The organism is Arthrobacter sp. M4, from assembly GCF_020251205.1.
In the GTDB taxonomy this organism is placed as follows: domain Bacteria; phylum Actinomycetota; class Actinomycetes; order Actinomycetales; family Micrococcaceae; genus Arthrobacter.
In genome coordinates this window covers 38279-63110 of the sequence record NZ_JAIWYX010000008.1, presented here as the reverse complement: position 1 = coordinate 63110, position 24832 = coordinate 38279, and the positions used below count along the sequence as shown (strand labels likewise).

Here is a 24832-nt window from a genome sequence, read left to right as displayed (position 1 = left end):
CGAGGGAACCTGAGGTGGGTGCCAGCCCCACCTCGCCGGAACTTGAGCTGCCCCGGCATCGGTAGGTTCTGCAGGCGGCCTTTTGTCGCAACGCTAAGCTGAGGACTGCTGGTCAGTTCTCCGCTCATGATGAGGCTCAGCGGCAATGACACTGTTCCTGGCGGCGAAAGGACAAACCGAATGGCGCGAGCGACAGTGCAGGATGTCGCCAGGACGGCTGGCGTATCCGTGGGGACCGTTTCCCGCGTCCTCAACGGAAGTCCGGCTGTCAGCGAGGCCAGCAAGGAAAAAGTCACAGCCGCAATCCGCCAGCTCAACTATCGACCTCTGGCGTCCGCCCGGGACCTACGCCGCGACCGAACTATGCGCATCCTCGCATTGGCCAAAAACCTGAACTCGCCTGTCATCAGTGAAGCCTTCCGCGGTGTAGGCGACGCTGCCGCATTGTCAGGCTACGTCAGCCTCATTGCACCAACGTCCGGCGACCTGGAACGGGAGCAGCAGCTGGTGGACATGCTCCGGAACGGCTCAGTGGACGGCCTGGTACTGTTTTCGCCCACGATGCCAGACCAGGAAGTCGAGGCGCTGGCTGAGCAACTCAGCGTGGTCCAAGTCTGCGAAATAACCGGCTCCGAGGCGGCCTTCGGCGTCTCCATAGATGACCGCCAGGCCGCGTTCGATATCACTCGGCATTTGATTGCAACTGGAGCCCGACGCTTGGCGATGCTCGGCTTCCAAGCTGCTCGTTCTGGCCGCCTCCGCGAGTCAGGCTTTCGACAGGCTCTCGCCGATGCCGGCCTGTCACCAGGGCAGATGCTGTTTGTCCAAGGAGATTTCGACTTCCATGCCGGACGCCGGCTCACCAAAAAGCTCTTAGATACGGACACACTTCCCGACGCCATATTCTGCGGCAACGATATCGTCGCTGCAGGCTGCGTCCGCGAAATTACCGACGCGGGCCTCAGGGTCCCCGACGACATTGCCGTTGCGGGTTTCGACGATTCGGTGCAGGCGGAAATGTGCGTTCCGGAACTGACAACCATCAGGCAGCCGGCCTACGAGATGGGCCGCTTGGCCTTCGATTCTCTCCTGGAACGGATGACGGTCCCCGGTGCCCACCGCCGCGGCCGCGTTTTCCTGCCGCATGAACTGGTCATACGCGATTCGACGAGGGCGTGAGTACAGCAAGTCTCGGTGATCCTGCGGGTTAGGCGTTCTCCACGTCGCGTTAGACAAGCTCGTCGGATAGGCCGAGAAATGAAGTCATAGGGTCTTCGCGATTTGCTGGGACTGGTTCCGAATCTTGTGCGACTAGTTGTTGCAACAAACTTCGATGGCGCTGTCCCGATTCGTTCCAGGAAGGCTCCGACAATCTTTTCCGGAGAAGGTTGACACCTCCGCGTGGCGGCTGTCACACTTCTATGGAATCGATTCCAACATGAACAAAGCAGACTCTTACCTTCAATTTGGAATCGATTCCAAACCCTCCGTGTAAGGAAGCACTCTCAGGCAACGAAGCCACATCGCGTGGTGGATAAGCTCGCCCCCCAACGCTGCCTCGCGATCCCTAGACCACCAAAGGAGCTACTTTGGACATCACTCAATTGCTGGACGCTGCTCGCCATGGCCACCCCCTCACCAGCGCCGCCCGCCATGGCCGCCCGCTCACAGTCGCCGATCGCGGTCGCCCCCTCGCCAGCGCCGCTCGCCGCGGCCGCCCGCTCACAGTCGCCGCGACCGCCTTGGCAGCCACCCTGCTACTCAGCGCCTGTGGCGGCGGTGCAGCCACCCCGGGTGCGGAGAAAGCAGCAGCCGCCGACCCGACGTCGGGCGCTAATGCTTCGGGAAACCTGACCATCTGCGGTGGCAAGGATGCCAGCGGCATCTACAAGGGCACTGCGGCGGCATTCAGTAAAGAAAACCCGAAAATCACGGCAAAGTACACCGAAATTGGCGCCACCACGGACGAGGCCAGAACCCAAGCCGTGCAGCGGCTGGAGGGCAAATCCACCGAATGCGACATCTTTATGTTGGACGTGATTTGGACGTCGGAGTTCGCGTCCCAAGGCTGGCTACTTGACCAGACAAAACTCGTCGAATCCAATAAGGACCGCCTCATTCCCTCCACCGTGGAAACCACCAAATACAAGGAGAGGTACTGGGGTTCCCCGTTCTTCACCAATGCAGGCCTGATCTACTACGCCAAGGGCAAAGTGGCCAAGCCAGAAACGTGGACACAGCTCTACGCCGAGGCAGCCAAGTCGGCGGGGAACGGCTACGTCTACCAGGGCAAGCAATACGAAGGCCTCACCGTGAACTTCCTCGAGCTTCTTTACAGCGCAGGCGGGGAAGTCTTGGACGACAAGGGCGAGGTGAAGGTCGACTCGCCGCAGACCCGCAAGGTCCTGGATTTCATGGCGGAAGGCCTCAAGAGGGGCTCGGCCGACCGCGCCGTCCTGACCTACAACGAGGACGCCACCCGCTTGGCCTACGAGTCCGGAACCTTCGGCTACGAACGCAACTGGCCGCACGTCTACCGGCTCCTGAACGCCACCAAACTGGCAGGCACTTTTGATGTAGCCCCGCTCCCCTCTTTCGACGGAACTTCCAAGGCCAGTGGCGTGCTGGGCGGCTGGAACCTTGGCATCTCGGCCCACTCCACCAACCCTGGCGCGGCGGTTTCCTTCATCAATTTCGCCACAACGCCGGACTGGCAGAAGCACGTGGCCATGGACTACTCGCAGGCCCCGGTGAACGAAGCTGCCTACTCGGACCCGGAGGTCCTTGCCAAGATGCCGTTCGCCAAGGAATTGCTGGCCTCCGTCAAAGGTTCCAAGCCCCGGCCCATTTCCCCCGTCTACCCGCAGATCTCCCAGGCGATCCACAAGAACGTGTACGCCGTCCTCTCCGGAACCGCGAGCACAGATGAGGCCGTCAAGAAGATGGCCGAAGAGATCAAGTCGGCCAAGGCGACGTTCTAGCCATGACAATAAAGACACTCTTTCCGGGCCGAGGCCGGGCCGGTGACCCGTCCGAAGGTGACGTTCGCGGCCAAGGACAGGCCGGCGTCGGGCCTTCCGGCACCCGCCGCCTCGGCAGCCGCGGCACGGGCGACAGCCGCACCAACGCCCGCGACAGGGCCGAGCGCCGCCTTGCCGTCCGGATGACCGCGCCGTCCCTCATCCTGATGGCGCTGGTGGCCGCGGTGCCCATCGGCTACGCGCTCTGGCTGTCCCTCAACCAGTACAGCGTCCGGACCGCAGGACTATCCCGCTTCGTCGGACTCGACAATTACATCAACGCGCTCACCGGACCGGCGTGGTGGGCGGCGTTCGGGCAAACGTTCCTTTTCGCGGCGCTCTCGGTATCCCTGGAACTGGTCCTTGGCACGGCAATGGCCGTTCTGCTCAACCTCGCGTTCAAAGGACGGGCCCTGCTGCGAACGGTGGTGCTTCTCCCCTACGCGATCGTTACGGTGGTCAGCGCCATCACCTGGGAGACGATGTTCCAGCCCAATCTGGGACTTGTGACCAACGTGCTCTCGGCGCTTGGCCTCCCGGGCGGCGACGTAGTGTGGCTGGGCGAACATGGCTACGCCATGGCTGTGATCGTCCTGGCCGATGTCTGGAAAACCACACCCTTTGCGGCGCTGATTATCCTTGCCGGCCTGCAGGTTATTCCCAGGGAAACCTACGAGGCCGCGGAACTCGACGGCTCCAGCAAATGGCAAACGTTCGTCCACATCACCCTGCCACTACTGCGCCCGGCGATAGTGCTCGCCGCTATCTTCCGGACCATGGACGCCCTCCGCGTCTTCGATCTGCCCTTCGTCCTGACCCGCGGCGCCAACGGAACGGAAACCATGTCCATGCTGGCCTACACCCAACTGCGCGAAAACCGCCTGGTAGGCGAAGGCTCCGCGCTGTCCATCCTCACCTTCTTGACCGTCATGGCGGTCTCCATCGTCTACATCCGCTTCGCGGGAGGAAATATCCGCGACGTCGCCAAGGGGGAGCGATGAGCACCGTCACCACGCATAACAAGGGTCAGCGCCCGACGACGCCAGTCGCCTCCCGCCGTCGTCCCACCCGGGAAGGGTTCCCCACTGTCAGCCCCAAGAAGCGCCGCCTCCGCGGCGAGGCGAGGCTCCACCCGCTCGTTTGGGTGTTCGTCATCGCCGTGATGGCCTTCTCGCTGGTGCCCTTCTACTGGCTCATCAACACCTCACTTAAGAAGGGTGCCAGCCTTGGGCGGGGTGAGCTGTTTCCCAGCCAGCCGACGCTGGAGAACTACTTCTCGGTGTTCAGCAACGCTGAATTCCTGCTGGCCCTGCGCAACTCGGCGATTATCGCCGTCGTCACCACCGTGGTGGCGCTGGTCTTCGCCTCGTTCGCAGCCTATGCGCTGGCCAGGCTGAAGATGCGCCGGAAGGCGCTCATTCTGGCCCTCATCCTGTCCGTCACTACCTTCCCGGCTATCGCTATCGCGGCGCCAATGTTCTCCATCTGGCGTGAAATCGGACTGTACGACACGCTGCTGGGGCTCATTATCCCGAAGCTCACGTTTGCTTTGCCGTTGGCCATCTACACCCTGACATCGTTCTTCCGGGAGATCCCGCGGGAGCTCGAGGAGTCCGCCTACATGGACGGTGCTTCACCGTTTCAGGCCTTCCGCAAAGTGATCCTGCCGCTGGCCGTGCCAGGTCTTGCCACCACCGCGATCCTCGTGTTCATCTCGGTATGGAACGAGTTCCTGCTCGCTGTCACGCTCACAACTTCACCCGCTGCACGGCCGGTCCCAGTCGCGATCGCGTTCTTCAACGGAACCAGCGAATTCGACCAGCCACTCGGCACCATCAGCGCCGCTTCGGTAATCATCACCGTCCCGCTGGTCATCCTGGTCCTGGTTTGCCAAAAGCGCATCGTGTCCGGAATGACGGCAGGCGCGGTCAAGGGCTGAACACCTACTCAAGAAGCACCAACCACCACTCAATAAAAGGAACCATCCGTGAGCATTGAGCAGCCCGCCGGGCTAGATAAGGTCCAGGCCGAACTAAGGGTCGGCGTCGTTGGCATCGGCTGGGCCGGGCAGCAGCACCTGAAGGCCTACAGCTCCCTCGAAGGCGTCACCATAATGGCGCTGGCCGGCATGGAGGAAGATCTGCGCACCTCGCTGCAGGCGGAGTATTCCATCCCGAACGCCTTCGCCGATTGGCAGGAGATGCTGGACCACGGCGGCTTGGATGCCATCAGCGTTGCCGTGCCAACGTTCCTCCACGCCCCTATCGCGATTGCCGCCCTGGAACGCGGCATCCATGTTCTCAGCGAAAAGCCGATCGCCCGCAACGCCGTCGAAGGCCAAGCCATGGTGGACGCCGCCCGCAAGGCGGGGCGCGTCTTGGACGTCGCGTTCAACCATCGCCGCCGCGGTGATATCCAGGCGCTCAAGGCGGTGATCGACGACGGCGCACTGGGACGTCCGTACTACGCAAAAGCTTCATGGCTCCGACGCCAGGGCATTCCGACGCTGGGCAGCTGGTTCACCAACCCGGAACTGGCGGGCGGCGGACCACTCGCCGACATCGGGGTCCACGCACTCGACTACGCCCTGCACCTACTGGGCGAACCGAAGGTAGTGGCAGTATCCGCCACCACCCACTCAGAGCTGGGACCACGCGGCCGCGGCGGCGGCAACCGCTACACGGCCATGGCCTCCAGCCACCCGTTCGAGGTAGAGGACTTCGCCTCTGCGTTCCTCCGTCTTGAGGGTGGTGCCACGCTCCTGATCGAGGCCGGGTGGGCCACGTACCGGGAGCCGGAGGACCTGCTGGACTTCATGGTCTACGGGACCGACGGCGGCGCTGAACTGAAGGTGCAGGGCGCCCCGTTCGCTCCCGTCGGTAAGCTGATGGTCTTCACCGAAAAGGACGGCGAGAATGCCGACTACGTTCCGCCGGCGTTGCCTGGCCGTGCCCACGATGCGGTGGTGGAAGACTTCGTGACGGCAGTGCGCGGTGGCGAGGCTGTTTGGGGCGAGCATGACGGGTCGCAGGCACTATATCGCGCCCAGATTATCGATGCGTGCTACTTGTCGGCGCGCGAACAGCGGGAGGTAAGGCTCTAATGACGGAACAACTCAACATCCTGGTCTGGAACGAGGGTGTGCACGAGGCCCTCAACGATCCGCCCCACATCGACGAGATCTACCCGGACGGTATCCATGGCGCCATCGCAGCGGGCCTTCGCAGCCACTACCCCGACGCGGACATCTCTACGGCGACCCTGGCCACCAACAATGAGCACGGCCTTGACGAGGAAACCCTCGCACGCACCGACGTCCTGCTCTGGTGGGGCCACAAGGCCCACGACCAGGTGAGTGACGCCGTCGTCGAACGCATCCAGCGGCAAGTGCTCGGCGGAATGGGGCTCATCGTCCTCCACTCCGGGCACTTTGCGAAGATTTTCACAAAGCTGCTGGGCACCAGTTGCTCGCTGGATTGGCGCAACGAGGGCGAACGCGAGCTGGTGTGGACAGTCAAGCCGTCCCATCCCATCGCCGAAGGCGTAGACAGCCCCATCATCATCCCTGAACAGGAAATGTACGGCGAACTGTTCGACATCCCGGACCCGGACGACTTGATCTTCATCAGCTCGTTCACCGGCGGTGAGGTGTTCCGCTCCGGCGTGACGTTCACCCGCGGCAAAGGGCGCATTTTCTACTTCAGCCCCGGCGACCAGGAATATCCGGTGTACCACCACCCGCAGATCCAGCGCGTCATCGCCAACGGTGTCCGCTGGGCGGCCCAGCCCGACTTGGACCGCGCGGCTCCGTCAGTGAGCAATCGCTCTCGCGGCTGGTTCGAGCTGTCAGACCAGTCGGCGCTCTAGCCTCTGCCGTCAAAGGCCCGACGGCGGCGGGCCGGGTTCGGCACGGTGCCGTCCGGCGCCGTCGGCCCGCAGGGTTCGGCACGGTGCCCATCCGGCGCCGTCGGCACGCAAGGTTCGGCACGGTGCCATCCGGCGACGTCGGCCCGCAGGGTGCGGCACGCAAGAGCCCGACGGCGGCGCCGCAGCTTAGTGCCTGCGGCGCCGTCCGGATCGCTCGGCGAAGGCATCCATAGCCGCAATAATGTCGGTGGCCAACCAAACACGGACACCACGCACCTTCCCTGCCGCCTTCAGGATGCCTACTGACTCGAGGCGCTCAAGCGTCCGATAAGCAGTGGCGGTAGAAACCGCAACGTGCTCCGCAACCATGTCAGCAGTGACGGCCGGTTCCTGGGGCAGCAGGTCGAGGACACTGCGCACCGCTGAGGGGGCCTGGGCGATCCGCGAGTAGTAGTCATCGCGGACTGCCTGGATCTCCTCAATCAACAATCGACCGTTCTCCACGGCACGGATTGCCGACTCCGCGAACAGTTCCACTATGGGAAGGACATTTCCGTCCCGATAATCCCCCAGGGCGTCAAAGTAGGCCCGCGTATCAGTCAGCAGCCCGGACGAGACCGGGATAGTAACCTTCTCAGCCACTCCCTTAGCCCTGAGCAGTGCGCTGACAATGGCCCGTCCAGTACGTCCGTTACCGTCTGCGAAGGGGTGGATGGTCTCAAATTGGGCGTGCGCAATGGCGGCCTGCGTCAACGCGGGAATGTCATCCCGACGCATGAAGTCAACCAAATCCGCCATGGCCGGGGGGACCCTGTCTTGGTGCGGTGGTACAAATTCAGCCGCGTGCGGGGAATTGCCCCGGATCCAGACCTGCCTGTCTCTGTATTCACCAGCAATATTTTCATCGGAGGTGTTCAGCAACGCGTGATGCATCCGGGCGATGTTCGCTATCGACAAGTCCTCAGATAGCTCGATGGCCGCTTGGATGGCACGTACGTTTGAGGCGATAAGTGCCGCATTGGTGCTGCTCGTGTCGCCCAACTGTGCCAGGGCGATCTTCCCGGCGCTTGCGGTTAGATTCTCAATCTGGGAACTTGAGGCCGATTCCGTTCTCAGCAGCAAGGCTGCAAACGGAGCCGAGTTATGGCCCAACTCCGCATCAAAGCGAACCATTTCCAATGTGGCCGTCTCCACAATTGCCTGCAAGCGCAAATCGATGTGCGGTTCTAGGCTGGCAATTTCAGGCAGAACGGCGGCCTCATACGGACCGCGGGAGAGCAGCCTCTGCCTCCGTGAAGCGCCTTGAATAGGATCGGCATCCCACGGACGTGACTCGTATGAGATTGCGGGCCATGCGGAAGCGTGCATGTGTCCTCCTTGAGAAGATCCGAATCCAATTTTCTCATAATTTGATGAACTGAGAAAATTAGTCCTTTGTGTTCTCGACGAGTGAATCAATCGAGAAGATCGCCTAGCTCCCAGTTTGGCCGCCTGCAGTCACAACAGGACCCGCGCACCCCAATATCGGCTCCGAAACGCCCACCCGTGGCGCCCTTCACAAAGTTTTTTTGACACGCGTCCTGGCTGCCGCCCAGTTTCCGCGTCAGCACTGAGATGCAAGGCGATCAACAGGTCTCGTAATTCGCACCAAAAAGCCCCCAGAAATCATGCAAATCGAAGGTTCCGGCTGTGGATAACTCCTCAAGTCCCGTAAAGTTGATGGCCTGCCCGGAGCGGGGCAGCTAGAAGTCGCAAGCAAATGACCTCCACAGGAGAAGCCCAAATGCCCACAGACCAAAGCTCGACCGACTCTCCGACCGGCGTGATCAACGCCGTCGGACCTAACGAGGTGCCCAACCCGGTGGGCGCCCCCGCCCCGGGAAGGATCCGGAAAAACAAGCTCCTCGGACGCCGCAGGCTCAAGGTTTCCGACGTCAATGTCGTGGACAAGCCGATGCTCAAGAAAGCGGTTGGCGGCACCATCGTTGGCAACACGATGGAGTGGTACGACGTTGGCGTGTTCGGCTACCTCATCACCACCATGGGTCCGGTCTTTCTGCCGGAAGCCGACAAATCAGTTCAGACACTCTTCCTGCTCGGCACCTTCGCCGCAACCTTCATCGCCCGCCCGCTGGGCGGCGTCGTCTTCGGTTGGCTCGGCGACAAGGTAGGCCGGCAGAAGGTGCTCGCAGCGACGCTGATGCTGATGGCGGCAAGCACCTTCGCCGTCGGACTTCTGCCCGGCTACGCGCAGATCGGCATCTGGGCCGCCGCGCTGCTGGTACTCCTGAAGCTCGTCCAGGGCTTCTCCACTGGCGGTGAGTACGCAGGCGCCACCACGTTTGTGAGCGAGTACGCGCCGGACAAGCGCCGTGGCTTCTTCGCCAGTTTCCTGGACATGGGCTCATACATCGGCTTCGCCATGGGCGCTGCCCTGGTGTCCGTGCTACAGCTGCTGTTTGGACAGGCTGCCATGGAGGAATGGGGCTGGAGGCTGCCGTTCCTGATCGCCGGCCCACTCGGCCTTATCGCTATCTACTTCCGGAACAAGATCGAGGAATCCCCGCAGTTCCAAGCTACCCTTGACGCGCAGGAAGCCGTTGCCGCCGACGCCGCTGCCAACGACGAGGCCGTGGCCAAGGGCCCGATTGGCATCGTGAAGGCCTACTGGCGCCAGATCCTGCTGGCCATGATCCTGGCCGCTGCCGCCAACACGGTCGGCTACGCCCTCACGTCCTACATGCCCACCTATCTCACGGATTCCAAGGGCTACGATCCCGTTCACGGCACTCTGCTGACCATTCCGGTGCTGGTGGTGATGTCGCTCTGCATTCCGCTGACGGGCAAGCTCTCTGATCGGATCGGCCGCCGCCCTGTGCTGTGGATCGGCGCTGGCAGCACCATCCTGTTCGCGGTCCCGGCGTTCGCTCTCATCGGAATGGGCGACGTCTGGTCCACGCTTGCCGGCCTCTCCCTCGTGGCCTTCCCGGTGACGTTCTACGTTGCCAACCTCGCCTCGGCCCTGCCGGCGCTGTTCCCCACGTCCAGCCGGTACGGCGCCATGGGCATCGCCTACAACTTCTCCGTGGCGATCTTCGGCGGCACCACGCCGTTCATCGTCCAAGGCCTGATCGAGGCCACCGGAGACGACATGACCCCGGCGTACTACCTGATGGCCACGTCCGTAGTGGGCGCAGTCGCCATCTACTTCCTGCGCGAATCCGCCCAGCGGCCTCTGCCCGGATCCATGCCGAGCGTGGACACCCAGGCCGAGGCCCGCGAGCTGGTGGCCACGCAGGACGAAAACCCGCTGATCGATCTGGACGAAATGCCGTTCGACGACGCCCTGGCACCTGACGCCGTCGACTCCCGCGAGCCGGAACTCGCCAAGGCCTAGACCGGAACGTTCCACGGTCGCCGGAACGTTCCACGGTCGCCGGAACGCGCTGAGATCGCCGAAACGGTCCGGCGGTCCGGCAGCGGTCCGGCAGCGTTCCGGCGGTCCGGCAGCGTTCCGGCGGTCTGGTCACATTCCGGCGACCCGGTGACGTTCCGGCGACCCGAACAACGTCACACCCCCAGCGAACGGAACTTTCTGAACCGCTCGGCCAGTAGGCGCTCCACGGGGCGGTGCGTCAGGGTTCCCAACTCATACTCGATGGCCCGCGCCATCCTGCGGGAAAATTCGACCGGTTCCAGCGCAGCGTTCCCAACCCCGCCGCTAGGCGAACCGGGCAGGCTCCCCAGTTCCTCCACCACATGGTCCACCAGCCCGCAGGCGTGCAACCCCGCGACATTCACGCCCTGAGCCTGCGCCATGGCGGCTGCGAATTCCGGTGTTCTGTGGACAATCGCACTTGCACCCTCAGGGGGCAGCGGAGACAGCCAGGCATGATGCGCAGCAATTGTCCTGTCCGCGGGCAGGAGCGCCAGCGCCCCACCGCCGGCCCCTTGGCCGAGGAGAACAGACACTGACGGCGAGCGCAGGCCGATCAATTCGTACAGAGAACGGGCGATCTCTCCCGCCAGCCCACCTTCCTCGGATTCCCTGGACAACGCAGCACCCGCGGTATCAATAACCGTCAGCAAAGGCAGCCGCAGCTCTTCAGCAAGCCGCATTCCGCGCCGGGCTTCCCTCAACGAGCCCGGACCCATTTCCACGCCGTCCTTGCGTAACGGCCGGGCGTGGCCCAAGACAATGCAGGACTGTCCGCCGAATCGAGCGAGCGCCAGTAGGAGCCCGGGATCCTTCTCGCCCTGCCCGGTTCCGTTGAGGGGAAGGGCATCGTCGGCTCCGTAGCGGAGGAGATGCCGGAGGTCCGGTCGCCGCGGATTGCGGGAGATGCGGATCGATGTCCAGGCGTCAGCCGGGGACGGCAGCGTGGTGAGAGTCGACGGCGGCTCGGTTGGTCCCGCCGTCGTTGGCATCAGAATCCGCAGGGCCCGGTCCACCAGTTCCGGCAGCTCGGACGGTTCCACCACGGCATCCACCAGCCCCTTCGCGAACAGGTTCTCCGCTACTTGGACACCTTCCGGAAAGGGCTCCCCATGCAGGGCCTGGTACACGCGCGGCCCCAGGAATCCCAGCAGGGCCCCGGGCTCGGCCACGTTGATGTGCCCCAAGGACCCCCAGGACGCCATGACTCCCCCGGTGGTGGGATGCCTCAGGTACACAAGGTATGGAAGCCCGGCTTGTCGGTGGGCCCGCACGGCTCCGGTGATCTTCACCATGGAGAGGAACGCGGGTGTCCCCTCCTGCATCCGGGTCCCGCCGGACGCGGTCCCGGCCAACAACGGGAGGCCTTCGGCGGTGGCGCTTTCCATGGCCTGCACAATCCGTTGTGCGGCGGCGTGGCCAATCGAACCGGCTAGGAAGTTGAACTCGCTGACGATCACGGCTACGCGATGGCCCCGAATCAGCCCTGTTCCCGTGATGACGGATTCATCTTGGCCGCTTTTCCCGCGGGCAGCGTCCAGGTCGCGGGCATAGTCCCCACTGTGCGGCGGCTGCTCGGGCGGAGCGTCCCAGCGTGCGAAGGACCCCAGATCCAACACGGCACTGAGAAGCTCGACGGCGTCCAGATGCCGGGTTTTTTCCTGCGTGGGCATGCTAGCTGGCCCTCCTGACAGCCGAAGCGGAAGCATCGACATCCATGCCCAGCCATTCCCGGATTGAGTCGCCGTCCGCATCGAGCATCGGCGGTGCAGAGTGCTCTGTTGGTGTGGTTTCGACTGAATCGTCCCCCGCGAAGAACCTCAAGGGAGGCCCCGGCAAGGTGACTGTGCCGAGCAACGGATGGTCGACGTCGACCTTCAACCCCTGCGAGAGCAACTGATCCCACTCATACACCTCATCCAAGGTGCGGACCTTGCCCGCCGGGATGCCGGCGTCGTTCAGTTTCTCCAGCAGCTCAGCGGCGCGGTAGTTCCAAAAAGCGTTCTCGACGGCGTCAATCACTTTTTGCCGGTTCCGCACCCGGTCGGCGTTGCTTGCGAATTCGGAGGCGCCGGCGTCGAGGTCAAAAGCTGCGGCGAAGGCCGCCCATAACTTCTCGCTCCCGACGCTGATCTGGACGCTGCCGTCGCGACAACGGAAGAGGCCGTAGGGCGCAATGGACGGGTGGTGGTTTCCTTGGGCGCGTGGCACCTCGCCGGCCACGGTGGTCCGCGTGCCTTGGAAGGCGTGGACCGAGATCAGGGAGGCCAGGAGCGAGGTGCGGACGAGCTGGCCTTGCCCGGTGCGCTCCCGTTCGACCAGGGCGGCCAGCACGCCAAACGCGCCGTTCATTCCGGAGAGCAGGTCGGCGATGGGAACACCGACCCTCTGTGGGTCGTCCGGTCCAGAGCCGGTGAGGGACATGAGGCCAGCCTCGCCCTGCAGGATCTGGTCATAACCGCTGCGATGGCTTTCGGGGCCGTCGTGTCCGAAGCCGGTGATGGATAGGACAACCAGTCTCGGGTTGAGCTTGTGCATTGCCGCGGGCGAGAAGCCCAGACGGTCCATGACTCCCGGGCGGAAATTCTCGATCACGACGTCGGCCCTCTCAAGGAGGCTGGTGAGGGTCGCCTTTCCGTCGATGCTCTTGAGGTCCAAGGCGATGGATTCCTTGTTCCGGTTGCAGGAAAGGAAGTAGGTGGCCTGTGGCTCGTCCTCGGGACCGACGAAAGGCGGTCCCCATCCGCGGGTGTCGTCGCCGGTTCCCGGACTCTCCACCTTGATCACCCGGGCGCCGAGATCGCCCAGCATCATTCCGGCATGGGGGCCGGCCAGGGCGCGGCTCAGGTCCACCACTAGGTGGCCGGAAAGAGGTCCGCCTAAAGCGCCGGCGCGCTGTCCCTTTGATGTTTTACCCATGGGATTGAAACCCCCTTCTGTGTTGTATGTCAGTACGGGCAAAGCGGCTTGCTACAGCCAGCCGGGGACCACCATCACCAGCCAGCCGAGGAGCGGTCCGGCCACGGTGACGATCCCGCTGTAGGCAAGGATTTTCTTGTAGAACTTGTCCTTGTCCACGTCCTCAGGCGCATTGGCCAGGACCAGGGCTCCATTGGTGGAGAAAGGTGACACGTCCACGATCGTGGCGGCTACGGCCAGTGCGCAGATAACGCCCGTGGCGCCGATCTCACCTGAGGAGAGGAACGGCACGGCCAACGGGATGAGGGCGGCGAGGATGGCTGTGGAGGATGCGAAAGCAGAAACTACCGCTCCGATATAGCAGATCAAGAGCGCCGCCACGAGGGGCATGCCCAGTCCCGCCACTCCGTTGGAGACGAACTTGATGGTGCCGGCTTCCTCAAGGACGCCCACAAAGGTGAGCATTCCGCAGATCAGCAGCACGGTGGACCAGCTGATCTTGTTGATGGCGCCTTTCTGGGCCTTGGGCGAAACAAGTGCCAGCACAATGGCGATGGTGATGGACACGAACCCGATGTCCATCTTGAGCCCTAGAGCCACCACAGCCAGGGCGATCAGGCCTGCAATAGTGACCAACTGCGGCATACGTTCGGCACGATTCTTGGTGGCGGCGACGCCGTCGCCTGCGGGATCACGCGGTCCGTACATGCCGGAGCCAGACCCTTTGAATGCGACGTCGGAGCCGCCGCCCGCAGTGCCAACGCGAGTGCCAACACGAGTACCGACGCTCACCGCCATCCGGGCTTCAGCCACCTGTTCCACAAAGGAGCTGACCCGGGAGGAGGCCAATTTCCGCCCTCCGAGGACAACAAACAGCACCACGGCAATCAGTGCGTTGAACAGCAGGCTGGAGAGGAAGAGCGCTGTGGGGCTGAAGGCGAGGTCAGTCTTGGCAACGATGCTGTTGACTGTGACTCCATAGACCGCGATGGGCGAAAACCCGCCCGCCTGGGCGCCGTGGATGACCATCATGCCCATGAGCAGCGGGCTGATTTTGTACTTGCCGGCGAAACTCAGGGCGATGGGAGCGATGATCGCGACGGCGGCGGGAGACAAGGCGCCCACTGAGGTGATGACTGCCGTGATGGCGAACATGATCCACGGAATCAGGGCTACGCGACTGCCGACGAGCTTGACGGCCCCGCGGACCAAGAGGTCGATGGTGCCGTTGTTCTGCGCTATCGCGAAGAGGTAGGTGACGCCCACGATGGTGAGGAACAGTCCGCCGGGGAAGTTGGCAAGGATTTCCGTGGTGGACATTCCGAGGACGACACTGCCCAAAAGGAAGGCACCGACGAAGGCGAGCGCCCCCATATTCAGGGGGAGGACGGTGGCGAGCAGAAACATGGCCGCCAAAATCAATATCGACAAAACAGGAGCGGACATCGTTGGTCCTCCTAGGGTCAAAGTGTGACGTGAGCAACTGGCTCACTGGACTAGCCTCTTAGACAGTGAGTGTGTCTGTCAATACGCCTTAGTTGTATTCTTGGATTCACCAAGTCGACGGATGGGGTTCACGTGGAGAAGACAGTGCAGCAAGGACTTGCCCGAGTTTCACGGCCGCGGCTCTACGAGCAACTGGTGGAACAACTATTGGCGTACATCGAAACCGCCAAGCTGGGACCCGGAGATCTCCTCCCCGCCGAACGTGACCTTGCCGAGCGGCTGGGGGTGTCCCGCGCAACCCTCGCGCAGGCCTTGGTTGCCCTGGAAGTATTGGGCGTGATCGACGTGCAGCACGGAACCGGCGCAGTACTGGCCCGCCGGCCGAGCGTGGCATCAGTGATCAAGGGGCTGCGCGAACACCAAAGCCGCCTCCCGGACATCGTCGAAGCGCGAAGCACCCTTGAAGTGAAGTTGGCGTCCCTGGCCGCCCTGAGGCGCACTGACCAGGATTTGGAGGCCATCGATTCGGCCCTTGATGTGATGGCCGAAGAAATTGGCAGCGGCGACCGAGGAGCCCGCGGCGACGAACTGTTCCACCAGGCTGTCACAACGGCCGCGCACTCCTCCGTGCTTGCCCAACTGATGGCATTTATTGCGGAGATGATCCTCGAAACGCGCATGGAGTCGCTGGGACAACCCGGCAGGCCAGAGCAATCCCTGGCATCGCACCGGAAGATCGCCGAGGCCATTCGTAAACAGGATGCGGACGCCGCCGCGGAAGCAATGCTCGCCCACATAGAGCTCGTCTCCGACGTCGCCCTGCTCAAGTAGGCCCTTCGGAACACTGGACCGTCGATACAGGCACTGGACCGCGGTGGCCCTGGGCGTCTCGGCTGGGCTCGAGCCCCTCACCCTAAGGTGACCCTGACGAACCTAGTACTGACAGGGCCTCCCACATGTCTTGGCTCACCCGTAAGGTGGAATGCGTGGAAAACGGAGTCAGACTCGGGAATTCACCCGCCAGCCTCGGACTTACACAATTGGCCCCGGCTAAATGACTAGCCCAACCACTCACTAGGCACTTACTACTGGAGAAACATGCTGACTGTTAACGCCTACGCCGCTCCCTCTGCCACTGAGCCCCTGATCCCCACTACTGTCCAGCGCCGCGACGTCGGCCCACACGACGTCCTGATCGACATCAAGTTCGCCGGAATCTGCCACTCTGACATCCACACCGTCCGCGGAGACTGGGGTCCGCAGACCTACCCGTTGGCGCCCGGCCACGAGATCGCCGGCATCGTCACGGAGGTTGGCTCCGAGGTGACCAGGCACGCGGTCGGCGATCGTGTTGGCGTCGGCTGCATGGTGAACTCCTGCCGCGAGTGCGCCAACTGCCTCAAGGGCGAAGAACAGTACTGCCTCAAGGGCAACGTCGGAACGTACGGCGCCGTGGACCGTGACGGCACCATTACCCAGGGCGGCTACACCACGCACGTGGTGGTGAACGAGGACTTCGTGGTCACCATCCCGGACGGCCTGAAACTCGACGTCGCCGCTCCCCTGCTGTGTGCGGGTATCACCACCTACTCACCATTGCGGCACTGGGGCGCCGCACCCGGCAAGCAGGTGGCCGTCGTCGGGCTTGGCGGACTGGGCCACATGGCCGTCAAGTTCGCCCACGCCCTGGGTGCCGAGGTAACCGTGCTTTCCCAGTCGCTCAAGAAGATGGAAGACGGGCTGCGACTCGGCGCCGACCACTACCGGGCAACCAGCGAGGAAGAGACCTTCCAGGACCTGGCCGGAACCTTCGACCTGATCATCAATACGGTGTCCGCCCCGATCAACCTGGACGCCTACCTGTCCCTGCTGACAGTGGACGGCGCCTTGGTCAACGTAGGCGCTCCCGCCGAGCCATTGCCGCTCCACGAGTTCAGCCTCATTCTGGGCCGCCGCTCGTTCGCCGGCTCCGCAATCGGTGGCATCCGCGAAACCCAGGAAATGCTGGACTTCTGCGCGGAACACGGCATCGGTGCAGAGATCGAGGTCATCCCGGCGGACAAGATCAACGAAGCCTACGAGCGCGTGCTCTCCTCGGACGTGCGCTACCGCTTCGTGATCGACACGTCCACGATGAACTAACTAACCGCGCAATTCCAAAGAGGGTTCCCCCGGCGAGTGCCGGAGGAACCCTCTTTGTCATAAGGGGCGGGCGCCCGCCCCAGCCGTCCCGCAGTCGTAACCGCGGATGTAGCCCATCACGTCCACGATTACCTGGACTGAGCCCGAGGACGTGTTGTGGATAGTGATCTTCCCGTCCGCTCCAATGGGCACCACTGCGAAGTTCGCGACGGTTTGGTCCTTGGAGTAATTCACGTTGGACGCGTTCGGAACGGATTGTCCCGTCGGGTAGGCCGTTAGGAAACCGTACGACGACGGTTGCGTGGCGGTGAGATTGACCATCACCGCCCGCGCTCCTGCGGGGACGCCGTCGACGCCGGACACGGCAACGGTGACATCTTGCCCGCCGGCAACGGCAGCGGGGTTCGACCTAGTATCGAGGAACCGCTTGGGCTCCATTGATTGGAAGGAGCCCGGTGTTGCCGCGGCACCCTTGAGGAAGTAGCCCATCACATCCACCACGATGCCGACGTGCTTGGCGGAGGTGTTGGCTATGGTGATCCTGCCGTCGGCGCTCACTGGAACAATGGCGAGGTTCGGGATGTCGCCCGCCGCGTAGTCGTAGTTCAGGTTGGACGTGCCGGGACGTTGTGTACCGGTTTCGTAGGCTGTCAGGTATCCGAAGCCGCTGGGTTCGTTGTTGAAGGTGGTCCGTGCCGCGGTGATGTTGACTACCACCGCGCCGACTTCGGCCGGCAACCCCGGACGCCCGGCGATCTGGACATCGAATTCCTGCCCGCCAGGTGTTCCGCCGTTGTTGACCCTGCTGTCGCCTGCCCGGAACGGCGCCACTGCCTGGTATGCGCCACTACTGATGGGCAGCCCGCCCGTGAAGTAGCCTGCGACGTCGGCGATCAGCTGCGCGGACCCGAAACCCTCGTTGCCGAGCATGATCTTGCCGTCCTTGACCGGAACCACAACATAGTTCGGAACGGTCTGGTTGGCGCTGTAGTTGACATTGGACGTCGATGGATTCGGCTTTCCGAAAGGGAAGGCGGCCACGAAACCGTATGCCGTGGGCTGGGTGACGGTCAGGTTAAGGGCAACTGCGGAGGCATCCGCCGGGATTCCTGCCACGCCAGCGACCTGCACCGGCTGGTTGATGCCGGCCGAGACGTTGCCGGGCGTATTGCGCGTATCCAGGATGCGGGTGGGCGTAACCGCCACAAACGTGCCCGACGACGGCGACGCGGTCTTTCCGGCGGTGGCGTAGGACAGTGTGCCGGCGTCCGCAGATTGCCCGCTGTGGATAGAGATCGTCGACGCCTGCTGCCTATCGCGGACGTTGCCCGAATAGATGCGACCATAGGAAATCATGTGCGAACTTTGGGGATTGGTGTTGGTTTCCAGGATGTAGTCGCCGTCCGCCAGCCTCGAAATCGTGAAACGCCCCGCCCCATCCGTCACGGCCCGACGTTCCGTGACAGAGCCATTGACGGAGATCGCGCTCACGGAAAGCCACGGCTCTGTTCCGCCGTCATCATTGAGGATTGTGCCGCTGATGCTGCCCCCGGGCGTCATTTGGGCGTCGATGCCGGAGGAGGTTCCCCCTGCGTTGACCGTGACCGCTCCAGCCGCAGATTGGCCCAGGTTCTCAGGGACGCCAGGGTAGTACTGAGGCACGGCCTGTGGCGAGGTTGCCGATATTCCATCAAAGCCGAAGCGGACGTTGAACGCTCCCGCGGCCAACCTTGTCAGCGAGTAGGCCCCTGCGCCATCGGACGTTGTCGACCGGACCACGCCACCCGCAGAATCCAGCAAATCCACGTTCACTGGCCCGGTTGCGCCGGTCACCGTGCCTGTCACGGCACCCGAGGCCTGCATCTGCAGGACAACACCGGTCCTTGACTCATTCGGTGCAAGCGTCAGGACCTCGGCCCCCGCCTGCGAACCCGCCTGCGGATACCAAATCGACTCCGGGAGCTGGGAAGCATAATTGGTTCCAAACGACAGTTTGACCTGCCCGGATGGAACGCGCGGAATCGTGAACGTACCATCAGGTCCAAAGAAGCCCGTCGCGAGGGCATGCCCAGTGACCGAGTGTGCCGTCACGCGGCCACCTTCAGGGGTGACGCCAGCGGCAAAACTGACGGTCCCGGAAATAGTGGCCTTGTTGACAACGATGTTGATGCCCGTGGCATTGGCCCCGGTTCCAACACTCACGGACGTGGCCGACGACTCGTCAACGCCGCCGTACCAGGCGTCGGTCCAACCTCCGTAGCGGTGAACGAGGCTCACTTTGTAGCCATTCGCGGCCAGCCCCTTGATGGAGTAGGAGCCATCCGAAGCAAGGGTAGCGGTGGCGGTAGTTGCGACCGACTGTACCCCGCTGGGGTTGGTGAACGTGCTCTGGGCCAACACGGTCCACATGTCAGTACCGCTACCAGGGGCGAGCGTTACTTTGCCGGAAATTGATCCGCCTGGCGCCATTGCCACATTGATGTCCCGAATTCCGTGACCATACAAAGGAATTGTTGCCGCTTCCTCCTGCTTGGCCGAATTGCCGTACCACGTATTCGCCAAGCCGGTGTCGCCGCCAACAATGCGAACGTTGCCATGGGTCTGGCCGCGGAATGGAATGCGGAATCGACCATCAGCGCCTACGGCCGCCGAAGCAGTGACTGACGTTGCCTGGAGCATCGTGAGCTCAGCCCTCAGCAGTTCCAATCTTGTTCCGGGTGGCGCACTAACAGAACCTTCCACGTACGCCAACGGAGGTTCATAGGCATTTGCCGGGCCCGGGCCGATACCGAGAACGACTAAAAGTCCTGCCAATGCCATGGACAGGACACGTAAAATCGCGGTGCGCATTACGCCGCCGCCTTTCATTCACGGCGGCCGTAGCCGCACCCCCATTGATTGTTTCTACAACCTTGGACATTCTAGGGCACGCTAACAATGTCCTTGTTTGACGCCAGCATTCGTTACAAATAGGCCCGTCTGATAATTTCCGAATTACCGATTCCTTCCTTGGTGGTGATTTAGCGTGTCCTCAGCCATGGCGCATGCCCGGGCGCTTCATACCTTGGGACCAGCCAATAAGGACCGCATATCCGCATTGCGAGTGGGCATTAGTGTGGCGGTGCCGGGTGTGGCACTCCTGGTTCTGGGGCGGCCTGAGCTGCTGATCTACGCAGTGTTCGGCGGCCTCACGGGAATGTACGGCCGCACCGAGCCACACCAGCTCCGCCTGCTGCACCAGCTGCAGGGTGCGCTCCTGCTGCTGGGCGGGGTCAGCGTGGGGGTTACGCTGTCCGTCAACCACATCGGCTCGTGGGGCCTTGTAGCCGTGGAAGCGTTGTTGGCCGGTGTTGGTTCATGGTTCTCCGACCGCGTGAGGCTCAAGCCCGGAGGTCCATTCTTCGGAATCCTGGCCTTGGGTGCCTGCGCGTCGGTCCCCGTGGCGATTCCTGCCTACCAAGCCGTGTTGATTGCTGCGGCGTCGGCTGCCTTTTCCCTCCTTGTGGGCTTTGCCGGATGGCTTCGGTCGAGGCGGTGGCGGAGCGTCCCGCTCTGGAAGCTGCGAGCTGCAGCAAGCCGTCGCCGAGCCGATATCTTGATTCACGCTTCCAGGTACGTCATTGCGGTCGGCGCAGCCGGGGCCATCGGCGTTTTGTCCGGAAGCGTCCACCCGCACTGGGCCATGGCGGCGGCCGCCGTACCGCTGGCAGCGCCAGACACCGTAACTCGCGTCCACCGGGGTATCCACCGCATCGTGGGGACATTCCTCGGCTTGGCGATTGTCGCCGTCGTACTTTTTCCTTGGCCCCTGTCTCCGCTGCAGTTGGTTCCCGACCACACCACAACCGTCCTGGCCCTGATGGTGATAGCTTTCCAGTTCCCCACGGAACTGTTTATGGCGCGGCACTATGGCTGGGCGATGGTGTTCTTCACGCCGGTTATCCTGCTCATGACGCAACTCGCCGCGCCGGCACAGCCGGGCCCTCTAATTGTTGACCGGGCAGTGGAGACGTTTGTGGGTGCCGGGATCGGGATCCTGGTGGTTGTAGCGGTGCGGCTGCCCGCGCGTCAGTTCTTTTCAGCCCGACGGCGGTAGCCGCGAACTGCGCGGACCAAGGCGGTTTTCGGATAAACATCACCGTGACGCGTCGGGGTAACTGGGAATTCGAAGAGCCCGATCATGAGCTGAAGTGGGTAGGCAATGCCCTGCTGCACAGTTCGGACGACCTGGCCGTCAACGAGGAAGTGCACTTCATCAGCGTTCCAGGCCGCGCCATAGCTGTGGGAGTCCCTCGCATCGAACGGCACATTCAGGTCCACCACGTCGGTATGGAGTCGCGGATCATTGATCGCTTTCACTCCCAGCCGAACAGTTGACGCGTTGTGTCCCATGGCTTGGCCGAAAAGCTCGGCGATGCAGATTTCGCCGGAATCCGCTGGCGACGTCTCTTCAAAGCCGACCAACCAGATGGCCAGCATGCAATGCGGATCATGGCTTGCCTGAAGCGTCGCTTCCACCAAACCTTCTCTGGCGGGTAGCCAGAGGCGCCGGACCGGCACGGGGGTTCTTACAGTGAGGCCTTCCGTGTGCCGGTGCGTGCCGAGCCGGGAACCCAGCGGTCCGGAAAACGTCCCCGTCTGGATGTTGGAGACGCGCATCGGCCCCTCATCCTCCCGCCACGCAAGTTGGTCAACATCGATTCGGAGGCGAAGGCCATTGTCGAAGTCGTACCGGGCTTCAGAGCGCTCGGGTGTGGTCCACTGAGGGAGGTATTGGTCCACCCATCGCTCGTCGCTCAGTATTCCCTCATCGAACTCGTCCTTGAATTCAAGCTCGAACTGGGCGCCGCCCACAGAACGGAGCGGGCCGCCGTCGTCGGTGCGTTCATTCGCCAAAGCCGCCACCTACTGCTTGGCTGGCCGCCTCGGCGGGCCTGATGTCAGCCGGGCTGGCATGATCCGCGAGAGGGCCGAGATCACCTTGTAACGCTTGGTTGGGATGGAGACGGCTTTTCCGCGGGCATTGTCTTCCAGCCCTTCGCGCACCACGCGTTCAGCAGTCAGCCACAGGAATCGTGGAGCCACGGTTTTGTCCATGCCCATCCGCTCGTGGAATTCGGTGTGCGTGAAACCGGGGCATACCGCCGTCACCTGCACTCCGGAGCGCCCATAGGCCGTGTTGGCCCAGCGACTGAAGGTAACCTGCCAGGCCTTGGCCGCCGAGTAACTGCCGCGGTTGGCGAATGCCGCAACACTGGCCACGTTGATGATCCTGCCCGTGTGCCGCGCCAGCATCACTTCCAGCGCCGCATGGCACAACTCCATGGGCGTTTGGACGTGCAGCCTCAGGTGGCGCCTCTCCTCTTCCAGCTCGTTCTTCTCAAACGACTTCAGCAAACCGATGCCAGCGTTGTTGACCAGAACATCAACCGGTCGCGACGCATCCCGCAGCCGATTTGCCACAGCCGCCACGCCGTCGTCGGTGGTCAGGTCGGCTGACAGCACTTCGGCAGAAATGCTGAAATCCCGCTCCAACACCTCGGCAGTGTTCCGCAGCCGCTCTTCATCCCGTGCCACCAAGACCAAGTGATGTCCGTCCTGCGCGAGTTGGCGAGCGAACTCGGCCCCCAGGCCTGCCGTGGCACCGGTGACCAGAGCCGTGCGTTCATTGGCAAGAGTCGTCATGGGGCCAGACTATGCCCGCGAGATGGCATTTGGTGGCAAGGTTGCGCGGGCAATATTGCTCCGGATCGACGCAGGATCACCCTAGAACGGAGGTGGCTCGGGCTCCTGCGAGTAGGCGGGCACGCCGAAATCACTGGGTTCGGTGCTATAGACCCGGCCACGCGGTGAGCGCCAGGTGAGGTGGCCGTTAGGGGACGTGTGGGCATAGGTCCATGCGCCTCATTCCCGCCGAACCGTCTCGGCTGGTTTCCGCGGCGCCGCAGGGTCTCGTCGGTGTTCAGTTCTTCGCCGATGGCCCTCGACCCGGGCCAGGGCGCGCAGTTTCATAGCTGTGGCCCAGGCGATGAGACGGTCCGCGGTCTGTGCCACTTGCAGGGCGCCATCTGCGGTGAGAACGGAAGCGAGCGGAAGGCCCACCGTGCCCAGCAGGAGAGAGTCTTCCCGATCCTTGAACTGCTCGGCGGGAACCCACGCGTCCTCACCGTCAATGAACGGCCCAACAGTCATTAAACCTCCCCCTTCCCCTGAACGCTGTGAGCTTTCCGATCACTTCGAGCCTATGGGGACGGTCTGACATTTTTAGTCGGCGGTCTTTGCTCCACGTGGCACCTCGAAGGTGGACCCTGCGCCTGCACCTGAGTCGGCTCCCTGACACGACGGCGGTGCCCCGCCAAGGGGGCACCGCCGTCGGGCTGACCTACTGGAGGTAGCGGAACACAGACCATGCGGGAGCAACGGCAACGCAGCCCTCCCGGTGGTGGGCACCGAAGGTGGGCGGCCGAGTCCCCGAGGCAGAACGGAAGAACGCGGGTGCACCGCAGGCCACGCAGACGAGTTCCCGTCGGTTTCTCCGAAGCCGCTCAGGGTGCAGCCGGCTGAAGTCCACAACGTTCCAGTCCCGGCCGTCTATGGTGCTTCGGGCCCACTTCATGCCGCTGTGGCCTTCCTAGTAGGCCGCCATGTGGCCATTGGGGCGGGCGGTTCATCCGTTGACACGTCGTGTTCCTTGCTGCTGGTGGCTGGCGGAGTTGTGGTTAGAACGGGCCGGTCTGAACCAGATTGTCCGGCTTGCGGCCTTCGGCGAGGGCTTCGAGCTGCCGTGCCAGCAACTTCCGGATCCGCGGCTCAAAAGCGGAGGCGTTGCCACCCACGTGCGGCGTGATCAGCGCGTTCGGGGCCAGCCAGAGCGGATGGTCGGCCGGCAGCGGTTCCGGATCAACGACGTCGAGCGCGCAATGCAGGCGGCCGGAGACCACCTCCGCAGTCAGAGCCGTGGTGTCCACCACCGGGCCGCGCCCAACGTTCACCACCAGCGCACCATCGGGCAGGGCCCCGAGGACCTCGGCGTTGATCAAGTTGTGCGTCGCGTCGCTCAGCGGAGTCACCGTCACCAGAACGTCGTGCGTGGCCGCGAGTTCAGCCAGTTCAGAGGCGGCATGGACATCGCCGAATTCGTCGCGCCGCGCCGTACTGCCAACCCTGGTCAGCTGGACTTCGAATGGTTCCAGCCGCTTGGCAATTTCATGGCCGATTCCGCCGACGCCAACCAGGAGCACGTTCCGGTCGGCCAGAGACTTCCGGCGTTCGGGCCGCCAGGCGCCGGACAGTTGGTCCCTGGCAGCGACGTCGATGCCGCGCAGCTTGGCGAGAATCAGTCCCACGGCGAGTTCCGCCGTCGCGGCCGCGTGTACGCCTGCCGCATTGGCCACGCCTGCCTCCGAACCTGCCGCCTCTGCAATGCCGTCATAGCCGGTGGACTGTGCCTGCACGAATTTGAGGTTAGGCACCGTGCCGAGTGCGCCGAGGACCTCCCCCGCGTTCAGGTAGGGCAGGATGACGGCGTCGATTTCGTGAAGCTCCGTCCCCTGCGGTGTGGAGCGGAGATCCCAGATTGCGGGCCGGAGTGAAGCCGGCAGCGGCTGGAGCCGGTCGAGCAGTTCCCGGTCGGGAAAGGTGACGGTGTGGACGAGTTGCATGGGAAGCCTTTCGTTGCCGGAGCGGCGAGTTTGTGAACAATCGGCAGCCCCTAAGACGCGCTTTCGGGGACTGCGCTTTCTAGGGGACCGATCTGAACACAGACTTCCGGCAGGGGTGTGGAGGGCTATGAAGATATGAGAATCTTTTCTCATTCTTTATCGGCCGTCAAGGGTCGCGCGAGCCCTTCCGCGAATCGAACCGAAACCGAGCGAACTGACCCACCAGACTGAGACATGGTTCGCGAATGAGAAGAGATTCTCTACGTCTATAGCGTCGCAAGGCTCCCAGAAATCCCCTAAGACACACGGAAACAACGAGTCCCGCACATCTTTTACATCCT

General features: G+C 63.1%; 20 protein-coding genes. 10 read left to right on the top strand and 10 right to left on the bottom strand.

The window, feature by feature from the left end; all coding sequences use genetic code 11:
- The first annotated feature begins 180 nt into the window (after nt 1–180).
- From LD110_RS14925 to LD110_RS14900, 6 genes are all read left to right on the top strand, one after another.
- Nucleotides 181–1179 carry a LacI family DNA-binding transcriptional regulator gene (locus LD110_RS14925; RefSeq protein WP_225499627.1) on the top strand — a complete coding sequence of 333 codons (999 nt, stop codon included), beginning with the start codon at nt 181–183 and terminating at the stop codon, nt 1177–1179.
- 410 nt (nt 1180–1589) lie between these two features.
- The gene (locus LD110_RS14920; protein ID WP_225499626.1) at nt 1590–2981 is read left to right on the top strand and encodes an ABC transporter substrate-binding protein; all 1392 of its coding nucleotides are present in this window, start codon (nt 1590–1592) and stop codon (nt 2979–2981) included.
- Between the two features lie 2 nt (nt 2982–2983).
- Nucleotides 2984–4021 (top strand): carbohydrate ABC transporter permease, encoded by a 1038-nt coding sequence (locus tag LD110_RS14915; RefSeq protein ID WP_225499625.1) that lies wholly within the window; start codon nt 2984–2986, stop codon nt 4019–4021.
- The gene (locus tag LD110_RS14910) at nt 4018–4959 is read left to right on the top strand and encodes an ABC transporter permease subunit (protein ID WP_308012445.1); all 942 of its coding nucleotides are present in this window, start codon (nt 4018–4020) and stop codon (nt 4957–4959) included. The genes LD110_RS14915 and LD110_RS14910 overlap by 4 nt, the downstream gene beginning before the upstream one ends.
- Nucleotides 4960–5007: 48 nt before the next feature.
- Nucleotides 5008–6123 carry a Gfo/Idh/MocA family protein gene (locus LD110_RS14905; protein ID WP_225499624.1) on the top strand — a complete coding sequence of 372 codons (1116 nt, stop codon included), beginning with the start codon at nt 5008–5010 and terminating at the stop codon, nt 6121–6123.
- Complete coding sequence (locus LD110_RS14900; protein WP_225499623.1) at nt 6123–6887, top strand: ThuA domain-containing protein; 765 nt, start codon at nt 6123–6125, stop codon at nt 6885–6887. The genes LD110_RS14905 and LD110_RS14900 overlap by 1 nt, the downstream gene beginning before the upstream one ends.
- 186 nt (nt 6888–7073) lie before the next feature.
- On the opposite strand, the gene LD110_RS14895 is transcribed toward LD110_RS14900, so the two are convergent.
- Nucleotides 7074–8255, bottom strand: a complete 1182-nt coding sequence (locus tag LD110_RS14895; RefSeq protein ID WP_225499622.1) for a Fic family protein — start codon at nt 8253–8255, stop codon at nt 7074–7076.
- A 415-nt stretch (nt 8256–8670) separates the two neighbouring features.
- Between LD110_RS14895 and LD110_RS14890 the strand changes: the two genes are divergently transcribed.
- On the top strand, nt 8671–10284 hold the full coding sequence (locus tag LD110_RS14890) for an MFS transporter (protein WP_225499621.1): 1614 nt from the start codon (nt 8671–8673) through the stop codon (nt 10282–10284).
- A gap of 173 nt (nt 10285–10457) precedes the next feature.
- On the opposite strand, the gene LD110_RS14885 is transcribed toward LD110_RS14890, so the two are convergent.
- Genes LD110_RS14885 through LD110_RS14875 form a run of 3 tightly spaced genes read right to left on the bottom strand, consistent with a single transcriptional unit; the run spans nt 10458 to nt 14688 of the window.
- Complete coding sequence (locus LD110_RS14885; RefSeq protein WP_225499620.1) at nt 10458–11996, bottom strand: acetyl-CoA carboxylase carboxyltransferase subunit alpha/beta; 1539 nt, start codon at nt 11994–11996, stop codon at nt 10458–10460.
- Nucleotide 11997: 1 nt separating this feature from the next.
- Nucleotides 11998–13242 carry a CaiB/BaiF CoA-transferase family protein gene (locus LD110_RS14880; protein WP_225499619.1) on the bottom strand — a complete coding sequence of 415 codons (1245 nt, stop codon included), beginning with the start codon at nt 13240–13242 and terminating at the stop codon, nt 11998–12000.
- 51 nt (nt 13243–13293) lie between these two features.
- Nucleotides 13294–14688: an SLC13 family permease gene (locus tag LD110_RS14875; RefSeq protein ID WP_225499618.1), complete on the bottom strand. Its 1395-nt coding sequence runs from the start codon at nt 14686–14688 to the stop codon at nt 13294–13296.
- A 132-nt stretch (nt 14689–14820) separates the two neighbouring features.
- On the opposite strand from LD110_RS14875, the gene LD110_RS14870 reads away from it, so the two are divergent.
- Together LD110_RS14870 and LD110_RS14865 are read left to right on the top strand one after the other, a co-directional pair.
- Nucleotides 14821–15519 carry a FadR/GntR family transcriptional regulator gene (locus LD110_RS14870; protein ID WP_225499617.1) on the top strand — a complete coding sequence of 233 codons (699 nt, stop codon included), beginning with the start codon at nt 14821–14823 and terminating at the stop codon, nt 15517–15519.
- Nucleotides 15520–15786: 267 nt separating this feature from the next.
- Entirely contained in the window at nt 15787–16830 is a 1044-nt protein-coding gene (locus LD110_RS14865; protein WP_225499616.1) for an NAD(P)-dependent alcohol dehydrogenase, read from the top strand.
- Between the two features lie 57 nt (nt 16831–16887).
- Here LD110_RS14865 and LD110_RS14860 read toward each other — a convergent pair whose 3' ends face one another.
- Nucleotides 16888–19680: a carboxypeptidase regulatory-like domain-containing protein gene (locus LD110_RS14860; RefSeq protein ID WP_225499615.1), complete on the bottom strand. Its 2793-nt coding sequence runs from the start codon at nt 19678–19680 to the stop codon at nt 16888–16890.
- Nucleotides 19681–19867: 187 nt separating this feature from the next.
- Between LD110_RS14860 and LD110_RS14855 the strand changes: the two genes are divergently transcribed.
- A complete protein-coding gene (locus tag LD110_RS14855; RefSeq protein WP_225499844.1) occupies nt 19868–20926 on the top strand; it encodes an FUSC family protein in 1059 nt (352 codons plus the stop codon).
- Here LD110_RS14855 and LD110_RS14850 read toward each other — a convergent pair.
- The 5 genes from LD110_RS14850 to LD110_RS14830 form a co-directional block, all read right to left on the bottom strand.
- A complete protein-coding gene (locus tag LD110_RS14850; protein ID WP_225499614.1) occupies nt 20899–21726 on the bottom strand; it encodes a glycoside hydrolase family 16 protein in 828 nt (275 codons plus the stop codon). The two genes, LD110_RS14855 and LD110_RS14850, sit on opposite strands and share 28 nt — an antisense overlap.
- A 9-nt stretch (nt 21727–21735) precedes the next feature.
- Nucleotides 21736–22515: an SDR family oxidoreductase gene (locus tag LD110_RS14845; protein ID WP_225499613.1), complete on the bottom strand. Its 780-nt coding sequence runs from the start codon at nt 22513–22515 to the stop codon at nt 21736–21738.
- 219 nt (nt 22516–22734) lie between these two features.
- Nucleotides 22735–23022: a hypothetical protein gene (locus LD110_RS14840; protein ID WP_225499612.1), complete on the bottom strand. Its 288-nt coding sequence runs from the start codon at nt 23020–23022 to the stop codon at nt 22735–22737.
- Between the two features lie 190 nt (nt 23023–23212).
- On the bottom strand, nt 23213–23446 hold the full coding sequence (locus tag LD110_RS14835; RefSeq protein ID WP_225499611.1) for a hypothetical protein: 234 nt from the start codon (nt 23444–23446) through the stop codon (nt 23213–23215).
- Between the two features lie 103 nt (nt 23447–23549).
- Nucleotides 23550–24491 carry a 2-hydroxyacid dehydrogenase gene (locus tag LD110_RS14830; protein WP_225499610.1) on the bottom strand — a complete coding sequence of 314 codons (942 nt, stop codon included), beginning with the start codon at nt 24489–24491 and terminating at the stop codon, nt 23550–23552.
- Nucleotides 24492–24832: the final 341 nt, after the last annotated feature.

Coding starts and splice junctions, on each gene's coding strand:
- LD110_RS14875 (WP_225499618.1), bottom strand. CDS start 14,688: ATGTCCGCTCCTGTTTTGTCGATATTGATTTTGGCGGCCATGTTTCTG.
- LD110_RS14845 (WP_225499613.1), bottom strand. CDS start 22,515: ATGACGACTCTTGCCAATGAACGCACGGCTCTGGTCACCGGTGCCACG.
- LD110_RS14840 (WP_225499612.1), bottom strand. CDS start 23,022: ATGACTGTTGGGCCGTTCATTGACGGTGAGGACGCGTGGGTTCCCGCC.
- LD110_RS14915 (WP_225499625.1), top strand. CDS start 2,984: ATGACAATAAAGACACTCTTTCCGGGCCGAGGCCGGGCCGGTGACCCG.
- LD110_RS14885 (WP_225499620.1), bottom strand. CDS start 11,996: ATGCCCACGCAGGAAAAAACCCGGCATCTGGACGCCGTCGAGCTTCTC.
- LD110_RS14835 (WP_225499611.1), bottom strand. CDS start 23,446: ATGAAGTGGGCCCGAAGCACCATAGACGGCCGGGACTGGAACGTTGTG.
- LD110_RS14890 (WP_225499621.1), top strand. CDS start 8,671: ATGCCCACAGACCAAAGCTCGACCGACTCTCCGACCGGCGTGATCAAC.
- LD110_RS14925 (WP_225499627.1), top strand. CDS start 181: ATGGCGCGAGCGACAGTGCAGGATGTCGCCAGGACGGCTGGCGTATCC.
- LD110_RS14830 (WP_225499610.1), bottom strand. CDS start 24,491: ATGCAACTCGTCCACACCGTCACCTTTCCCGACCGGGAACTGCTCGAC.
- LD110_RS14860 (WP_225499615.1), bottom strand. CDS start 19,680: ATGCGCACCGCGATTTTACGTGTCCTGTCCATGGCATTGGCAGGACTT.
- LD110_RS14880 (WP_225499619.1), bottom strand. CDS start 13,242: ATGGGTAAAACATCAAAGGGACAGCGCGCCGGCGCTTTAGGCGGACCT.
- LD110_RS14910 (WP_308012445.1), top strand. CDS start 4,018: ATGAGCACCGTCACCACGCATAACAAGGGTCAGCGCCCGACGACGCCA.
- LD110_RS14865 (WP_225499616.1), top strand. CDS start 15,787: ATGCTGACTGTTAACGCCTACGCCGCTCCCTCTGCCACTGAGCCCCTG.
- LD110_RS14900 (WP_225499623.1), top strand. CDS start 6,123: ATGACGGAACAACTCAACATCCTGGTCTGGAACGAGGGTGTGCACGAG.
- LD110_RS14895 (WP_225499622.1), bottom strand. CDS start 8,255: ATGCACGCTTCCGCATGGCCCGCAATCTCATACGAGTCACGTCCGTGG.
- LD110_RS14855 (WP_225499844.1), top strand. CDS start 19,868: ATGGCGCATGCCCGGGCGCTTCATACCTTGGGACCAGCCAATAAGGAC.